The 7,699-nt window shown below is 48.9% G+C and carries 8 protein-coding genes; 5 read left to right on the top strand and 3 right to left on the bottom strand.

Features of this window, described 5'->3' with window-relative positions; translation table 11 throughout:
- Positions 1 to 139: 139 nt before the first annotated feature.
- Positions 140 to 2,773, top strand: a complete 2,634-nt coding sequence (locus tag PMG25_RS24305; protein ID WP_283769471.1) for a TIGR03960 family B12-binding radical SAM protein — start codon at positions 140 to 142, stop codon at positions 2,771 to 2,773.
- A gap of 244 nt (positions 2,774 to 3,017) precedes the next feature.
- On the opposite strand, the gene PMG25_RS24310 is transcribed toward PMG25_RS24305, so the two are convergent.
- Positions 3,018 to 3,176: a hypothetical protein gene (locus PMG25_RS24310; RefSeq protein WP_283769472.1), complete on the bottom strand. Its 159-nt coding sequence runs from the start codon at positions 3,174 to 3,176 to the stop codon at positions 3,018 to 3,020.
- 303 nt (positions 3,177 to 3,479) lie between these two features.
- Between PMG25_RS24310 and PMG25_RS24315 the strand changes: the two genes are divergently transcribed.
- Positions 3,480 to 4,376 carry a hypothetical protein gene (locus PMG25_RS24315; protein ID WP_283769473.1) on the top strand — a complete coding sequence of 299 codons (897 nt, stop codon included), beginning with the start codon at positions 3,480 to 3,482 and terminating at the stop codon, positions 4,374 to 4,376.
- A gap of 168 nt (positions 4,377 to 4,544) precedes the next feature.
- On the top strand, positions 4,545 to 4,811 hold the full coding sequence (locus PMG25_RS24320) for a hypothetical protein (protein WP_283769474.1): 267 nt from the start codon (positions 4,545 to 4,547) through the stop codon (positions 4,809 to 4,811).
- A 127-nt stretch (positions 4,812 to 4,938) separates the two neighbouring features.
- Here the strand turns inward: PMG25_RS24320 and PMG25_RS24325 are convergent, their stop codons facing one another.
- Together PMG25_RS24325 and PMG25_RS24330 are read right to left on the bottom strand one after the other, a co-directional pair.
- The gene (locus PMG25_RS24325) at positions 4,939 to 5,289 is read right to left on the bottom strand and encodes a DUF5615 family PIN-like protein (RefSeq protein WP_283769475.1); all 351 of its coding nucleotides are present in this window, start codon (positions 5,287 to 5,289) and stop codon (positions 4,939 to 4,941) included.
- Positions 5,289 to 5,630, bottom strand: a complete 342-nt coding sequence (locus PMG25_RS24330) for a DUF433 domain-containing protein (RefSeq protein ID WP_283767917.1) — start codon at positions 5,628 to 5,630, stop codon at positions 5,289 to 5,291. Before PMG25_RS24330 ends, PMG25_RS24325 begins: the two co-directional genes overlap by 1 nt.
- Before the next feature lie 432 nt (positions 5,631 to 6,062).
- On the opposite strand from PMG25_RS24330, the gene PMG25_RS24335 reads away from it, so the two are divergent.
- Together PMG25_RS24335 and PMG25_RS24340 are read left to right on the top strand one after the other, a co-directional pair.
- Complete coding sequence (locus PMG25_RS24335) at positions 6,063 to 6,356, top strand: DUF433 domain-containing protein (RefSeq protein WP_283769476.1); 294 nt, start codon at positions 6,063 to 6,065, stop codon at positions 6,354 to 6,356.
- Between the two features lie 444 nt (positions 6,357 to 6,800).
- Positions 6,801 to 7,699 (top strand): tetratricopeptide repeat protein (locus PMG25_RS24340; RefSeq protein WP_283769477.1); only part of this gene is annotated, 899 nt, incomplete at its 3' end.

Here is a 7,699-nt window from a genome sequence, read left to right on the forward strand (position 1 = left end):
TTGATTTTATCGCGATCGCACTTCGTCGAATATCAAAGACAGGGGAATGGCTCCTACGGTATCCTAGAAGTCTGTGCGATCGCCCCAACTCTGGCCAGATCGTTACAGGGAGAACACAGAGTATACGAGAGGTGAACCTATGGTTATTGCCATCGATCAATTATTGACCCCCGATATCCATAAACCCGCTCGCTATATCGGTAAGGAATTAGGGGCAGCGTATAAATCCTGGTCAGACACATCTGTGCATTGGGTGTTGAGCTATCCAGAACTGTATGAATTAGGCTCGTCCAATTTGGGGCATCAAATTCTATACAATATTATTAATGCCCAGCCGCGCCAACTGTGCGATCGCACCTATTTACCCGGCCCAGATATGAGCGCTAAACTGCGGGAGACCCAAACTCCCCTATTTGCCCTCGAATCTCGTCGCCCTCTCTCAGAATTTGACATTATTGGCTTTAGTCTCAGCTACGAACTCGGAGCCACCAATATCCTGGAAATGCTCGATCTTGCCGGTATTCCCCTCACCTGGGAAGAGCGAAAAGAGGGCAATTTTCCCCTGATCTTTGCTGGGGGACAAACCGCCACCTCCAACCCGGAACCCTATTCCCAATTCTTTGATTTTATGGCTCTTGGAGATGGGGAAGAAGTGCTGCCAGAAATTGGCTTAGTTGTGGAAGAAGGCTTAAAAAACAACTTGAGTCGTGTGGATTTACTCTTAGATCTGGCCCAAGTTCCTGGCGTTTATGTGCCCCAGTTTTATCAACCCACACCAGACGGTAGGGTGGTTCCCGTGCGCGAGGATGTACCCGATCGCATTTTACGCCGAACAGCGCCCCCCATGCCCGCCTATTCCGTCGCTCTCGTGCCCTATATTGAAACCATCCACGACCGGTTAACCATGGAAATTCGGCGCGGATGTACCAGGGGCTGCCGGTTTTGCCAACCGGGAATGCTCACCCGTCCAGCGCGGGATGTGGCTCCCGATGATGCAATTGAGGCGATCGCCGACGGCATTCAAGCCACCGGTTATAATGAAATCTCCCTGCTCTCTCTCAGTTGCTCCGACTATCTTGCCCTTCCTGCGGTGGGTTTAGAACTGAGAAACCAACTGCAAGACCAAAAAATCGCCCTCTCCCTCCCCAGTCAACGGGTAGACCGGTTTGATGAAAACATTGGTAACATTGTCGGCGGTACGCGCAAAAGTTCCCTCACCTTTGCACCCGAAGCCGGAACCCAACGGATGCGGGACATTATTAACAAGGGCCTGACCAATGAGGAACTGTTGCGGGGCGTAAAAAGTGCCTACGATCAAGGATGGGATCGAGTCAAACTTTACTTTATGATTGGCTTACCCGGAGAAACCGATGCCGATATTTTGGGCATTGCCGAAACCGTCCACTGGCTTCAGCAAGAATGTTATACTCGCGGCCGTAAACGGTTGGGCGTGACCCTGACTATCTCCAACTTTACCCCCAAACCCCATACCCCTTTCCAATGGCATAGTGTGGCAACGGCAGAATTTGAGCGGAAACAGGAACTGCTGCGGGAACAGTTTCGGCAAATGCGGGGAGTCAAGGCCAACTTTACCGATATTCGATTATCGGCCATGGAAGATTTTCTTTCAAGAGGCGATCGCCAACTCGGCCCCGTCATTCTCGAAGCCTGGAAGCGGGGCGCGGGCATGGATGCCTGGTGGGAAAGCCTCGATACAGCCTATAATGCTTGGGAAGAAGCGATCGAGCAAGCCGGACTCACCTGGAAATATCGGCAAATTACCGAAGGAACCTGGCACGCCATTCCCGATCATCTTTCAGAAAACACCTCACCTCGACTCCGCTCGGTGACCTCATCATCTGAGTCCCTCTTAGATCAACCCCTCCCTTGGGATCATATCGATACTGGCATTAGCAAAACCTGGCTCAAAGAAGACCTTAAACGCGCCCTCCAAGAAACCACCGTCCCCGACTGCTCCTTTGACACCTGTTCCCACTGCGGAGTCTGCGGCACGGACTTCGGCCATAACATCATCGTCACCCCGCCCCCCATTCCCAAACTAGAAGCCCACGACAACACCAAAGTCCCCCCCGTTCAACGCCTGCGCGTCAAATGGGGCAAACAAGGAGAAATGGCCCAAATGAGTCACCTAGACTGGCTGCGACTGCTTGACCGGGCAGTACGTCGCGCTGGCTTACCTGTTGCCTATACTGGAGGATATCATCCCGGCCCCCGGATCATGGTCGCCAGCGCCCTCTCATTAGGCATCACCAGCAGTGGCGAGTTAGTCGATTTTGAATTAACCGAAACCGTCGCGCCAGAAGACTTTTTACACCGTCTTCGCGCCCAACTGCCCGCCGAATGTCCCCTTTACGAGGTGCAAGAAATCCCCTTAAAAGGGAAAAGCAGCGCCCAGTTATTAGACAAAGCTGAATACCAAATTACCCTAGACTCTTCCCAGTCCATAACTTCCCAACAGTGGCAAGATTGGATTCAGGCTATTTTAGACCGTGAGGAAATCATCAAAGAAGGAAAAACTAAATCCGGCAAACCCAAACGAGTTAACCTGCGCGAGCAGTTATTTGCATTAGAATTAGAATCGATTTCTGATGACGGTTTAGCTCATATTCGGTATCTTGGCAGTTGCCGCAATGATGGAACCCTGCTGCGTCCCACCGATGTGGTTTATCTGTTTGAATTTATTGCTTCTCATTCAGTCGAGTTTTCCTTGCGCCAAACTCACCGCAAACAATTGATTTTATCCGATGAATAATGGGGCAAGTTTGTCCATCACCCGGTACAGAGTAATCTTTTGGACGTGGGTTTGGGTGCGTTACGCTGTCGCTTTTCATGTCCGCTTGCGGAAACGCACCCTACGAATACTTGCGTCATACTCACCGCAAACAATTGATTTTATTGGATGAGTAATATAGAGGTTGCCCCTCATCCCCCTACCCCCTTCTCCCGCAGGAGAAGGGGGTTTTTAAGTCCCCCTTTTTAAGGGGGATTTAGGGGGATCAGCCATCCCAGGTTTTCCATACATGATAAGCCACAACGATCGCGCTCATGCTAAAGCCCAAAGAAGCATCTAGGATGAACCCAACCATATTCGGCAGCACAAACTCCGAAATCAGAATCAAAACTTGTCGTTGTCGTTGTCGGTTTTGAGAACTCATAATCCTTAATCTCCCACGTCCATACTCCCGTTTTATCCCCCTATTTTTCATCTGAAAATGGCGATAAAATATGGAAAAAATAAATCGATATAAATCTCTTACACAAACCTCGTAGGGTGCGTTTCCGCAAGCGGACATGAAAAGCGACAGCGTAACGCACCGCCCAAAATCCGCATTAAATCAACAAAAATAAACCAAAATATAGGGAAATAAAACAAAATAAAACTTACAAAAATATCTTTTCATCTACCAGCAACCTGTGCTAGTGTAGAAGAATAAGTACAGCAGTGGTAGGGCAAAACCATGGCGTATTCTCAACCGCAGACCTTGCAAGAACAATTCCTCTTGTACGCGAAGCAACAAATTTTCACCCATAACCGCAATAGCGAAGCGCAAAAACGTTGCTTCTGGCATCGGTGGCATCCAGATAACTTCAAGGAGCAACATCCAGCCATTAAAGTTAAGATAACCAAGGACTTAAACAGCAATTCTGCTCTGAGTAACATCAACAAAACTATTCAGGAAGTGGTCGAAAAAATCAAAACTACTTTTGGTCAACAAATGGAACTTGATGGGGTTAACCTTGACGATTTGAAGCACAAAAAAACTGGTGCGCCGAGTGAGTCCGATGTTGGCCCCTGGAAAGTCTGTTATGATTGGCTGTGGAATAAAGCCTTTCCTCGGTGGGCATTTGGGAAATTGCAGAAACAGCAGCAAGTGGCTGCAAAACCGGGATGGTTGGAGCTAGTTCCCAAGGATCTAGTTCCCAATCAGGAAGACCACCGTATTGCCGTGGGGAGACCGAATAATCCGCCCCAAGAATTACGAGTGAATCAGGGATATTTACTAAAATTACAAGTCCCGGTTCCGGGGTATTTGCTGTTGTTGCTTCGGGAAAAAGATGGCAGTTATTCCCTTTGTCCTTCTGGGGCATTTTCCAAGCAGTATGAACTCTCGGAGTCGGTGGAGTGGATACCCAGAGTTAATGCTGACTATCAGGATATGACTTTTAATGTGGGAGAGGCGGAATTTTTGGCGATTGTTTTGCGCGACGGTTGGCCGTTTTCGGATTTTCCAGAGGACGAAATACCGGAATTAACCGGGGCGCAAATGGTCGAGGTGTGGGAGACATTGCAAACAGTGGAATGGCAAGGATTTTATCGCCGGTATACGGTGGTGGGGGCAGGTTCACAGGATTGATGTTTGGGTGGCCAAAATCTGGGTGAAACCTGCCCCTACGGGATCGTGGAATTGATGGGTAGGGGCGGGTTATACCACAATCTAGAATACCAATCGATAACTTTGCTAAACCCGCCCCCCCAACGGTTGGGCTAAATTGAATCAATGTACTGTAATTTGGATTGATTTATGAATTCTACAACAATAACCCGAAACAAAATTATTGAAGCCATTGAGGGCTTATCAGAAGAATCTCTCCCTGAATTGGCGAGTTTCATTGACTATTTGCACTATAAAGCTAGAAAAGCAGAATCCAGTTTAGGGCAGCACGATGAAGGGAGTATTGATGAAAGTGATACCTGGACGGAAGAAGATCAATTAGATTTGGTGAATTTTTCCTGGCAATACGCGGCGACTACTTTGTATGAAAGTGAGGAAGCCACGAATGACCTTTAAGCCAGGAACCCTAGTCTCGGAGAAGCCCGGTTTCTTGGAGAAACCGGGCTTCTGGCTCCCACCCATAGCGCCAGGGGTGGGTGGCCAAAATCTGGGTGAAACCTGCCCCTACGGGATTATTAGAAAATTAAGGGAAAGGAATAAACAGAACTTGATTTTCATAGTCTTCGGGTTGACTACAAAGGACAAACAGTTCTAAATCGTTAATGATTCTGCCTATGGGTGCTGTGGCTATCACCTCAACGACTCCAATCATGGGTAGTCCTTGATTAACTCGTTCATAAGCGTACATGGTGATAGTCGCCACATCATGAGTGAGCAAAATTCGTCCCTCATTGGCTGCCCATTCTAGAATATCTGGATCGTCAGCGTTCATTAGTCCGACATCTTGGACTCGAACAATGTCTAATTCAGGTAAACGTCTGATCAAACCTCGTAATATGGCTCCGTTAAAATTTTCATCGGTAAGTAGGCGCATTAGTTTCCTTTACTCTGAGAACGGGCAAGTAATCGCTCTCTTAAATGAGCTAAATTGTGGGTTTGAGTGAGTTGTTCTCTCATCTGTTGGGCTTGTTGGTGGCGTTGCTCTAGATAAAGATCGCATTCCTGGCGGTGGTTGAGATAGTAGGCAATGGTGCTGTAGATGTCTTCTAGACGGAGAACGGGGAACTGAATGGCGATTTCTTCGGGGGTTGAACCCTGGTGATAGGCAGCTAGGAGAGTGTCGAGGGTAACGCGGGTTTGCCCAATGCGGATACCTCCGGCTTCATCCCAACGGAAGGGTGGGGCAGAAGTTTTGAATTCAAGTTGGGTTGTCATGGAAGGTTTGTCAGGTTATCTGGCTGTAGTCCAATGTTAACGCTGGAGGTGGAACCCTAGTTTCGGAGAAGCCCGGTTTCTCCAAGAAACCGGGCTTCTGGCTCCCACCAATAGCGCCAGGGGTGGGGGCAGGTTTCGCTTCGCGACATGAACACAGAGTTGATGGTTGGTGTCGAAAATCTGGGTGAAACCTGCCCCTACGGGATGATTGAATTGATTTGTAGGGGCGGGTTATACCACAATCTAGAATACCAATCGATCGCTTTGCTGAACCCGCCCCCCCAACCGTTGGGCTAAATTGAATCAATTAACAATGAGCAAATTATCGTAGGGTGGGCAGGAGGATAAGCAAAATGATTCAAATCCTACAAGCATACCCTGCCCACCTTTGACTAAATTGGATAAAGTATTTTCAACCAGGAGGCAAGACTATTGGTTAGTTCAATTAATATCGATTCTCTGATTACAACCGATCCTAAACTGCGTTCTGGGCGGCCGATTATTGCAGGGACGGGAACCTCCGTGCGTCGCGTGGCGGCTCTGTACAATCAAGGATATGGAGCAGAGGAAATTGCGCGGCGATTGGATCATTTAACGTTAACTCAAGTGTATGCGGCTTTAACGTATTATCATGCCAATCGGGAAGCGATGGATGGCGATTTACAGGCAGAACAAGATGCCTATACTCAGTTGGCCCAACAACACTATCAACAGAGAAAAGCATGAGTGTGATTCGTCGTCTCGGAGAAGCCCGGTTTCTCCAAGAAACCGGGCTTCTGGCTCCCACCCATAGCGCCAGGGGTGGGGGCAGGTTTCGCTTCGCGACATGAATACAACATTGATGGGTGGGTGGCGAAAATCTGGGTGAAACCTGCCCCTACGGGATGATTGAATTGATTCTTTGCTAGTCATGGCGAACGGAGTGAAGCCATCTTTTCACTGTAGTGCCATGATACAGCTAAAATAGTGCTTTGTTTGTAGTAAGCACGAAGAGTGCTTAAAAGCCTAGCTGGAGAGGGCTGAAGCCCTCACTACAAACAAAATCTATTGCATCAAATTAGGTGTGTCACGGCACTAGCGGGAGATAGAGATTGCTTCGCTCCACTGCGTTCCACTCGCAATGACGAAGAGTGGGGATGTATACAATTGTTGAAAAGGGAGGACGGAAAAATGGATGAACAACGGATACGGGAATATGTGAACCTGCTGAATGAACTGTTGCAGTGCGAGCAGGGAGAGGAGGGGCGGATTTTGCGCGAGAATCGAGGACTGGTGGATGAGGGGTTGTTGCAGGTGGGGATGAGTGCGGCGCAGGAGTTGATGGAGAATGGACAGGAACAGGTGGCGCGGTGGTTGGTGCGGTTGTTGGAGCAGGTGTTTGGGGGAGAGAGTCGGGAACAGCGCCACACTCCAGAAGACTATCGTCAGTTTATCGTGCAATTAATGCAAGCCGAGCAGACAGGGAACTCGCAACAGACGCAAGCACTGCTGGCAAGCCATCAGCATCTGCTGGATGGAGCGTTTGCGGGGATGTTGCAGGGGGGGGCGAACCAATTTATTGAAAAACAGCCAGAAGCAGAAACCGCGATGGTAGGGCTGGTGGGGAATATCAGTATTGAGATTAGTAATTTTCCTTTGGGAGATCTGCAAACGAATCAGGAGATTGCTATTGCTGGGTATCAGTGGGTATTGCAGCGCCGGGAGAATAACCCGGAACTGTGGGCGCAAACGCAAAATAATCTGGGGGCTGCCTACCAAGACCTTGCCTCAATTCGGGAGAAGGCAGAGAATTTAGAGAAGGCGATCGCAGCTTACCACAATGCCCTCAAGTTCCGCACACCCGACGAATTTCCCCAAGATTACGCCATGACGCAAAATAATCTGGGGAATGCCTACGCTGAACTTGCCTCAATTCGGGAGAAGGGGGAGAATTTAGACAAGGCGATCGCAGCTTACGACAACGCCCTGAAGTTCTACACATCCGACAAATTTCCCCAAGATTACGCCATGACGCAAAATAATCTGGGGAATGCCTACCAAGAGCTTGCCTCAATTCGGGAGAAGGGGGA

The sequence above is a fragment of the Roseofilum capinflatum BLCC-M114 genome, assembly GCF_030068505.1.
Classification (GTDB): domain Bacteria; phylum Cyanobacteriota; class Cyanobacteriia; order Cyanobacteriales; family Desertifilaceae; genus Roseofilum; species Roseofilum capinflatum.

Coding starts and splice junctions, on each gene's coding strand:
- PMG25_RS24305 (WP_283769471.1), top strand. CDS start 140: ATGGTTATTGCCATCGATCAATTATTGACCCCCGATATCCATAAACCC.
- PMG25_RS24310 (WP_283769472.1), bottom strand. CDS start 3,176: ATGAGTTCTCAAAACCGACAACGACAACGACAAGTTTTGATTCTGATT.
- PMG25_RS24315 (WP_283769473.1), top strand. CDS start 3,480: ATGGCGTATTCTCAACCGCAGACCTTGCAAGAACAATTCCTCTTGTAC.
- PMG25_RS24320 (WP_283769474.1), top strand. CDS start 4,545: ATGAATTCTACAACAATAACCCGAAACAAAATTATTGAAGCCATTGAG.
- PMG25_RS24325 (WP_283769475.1), bottom strand. CDS start 5,289: ATGCGCCTACTTACCGATGAAAATTTTAACGGAGCCATATTACGAGGT.
- PMG25_RS24330 (WP_283767917.1), bottom strand. CDS start 5,630: ATGACAACCCAACTTGAATTCAAAACTTCTGCCCCACCCTTCCGTTGG.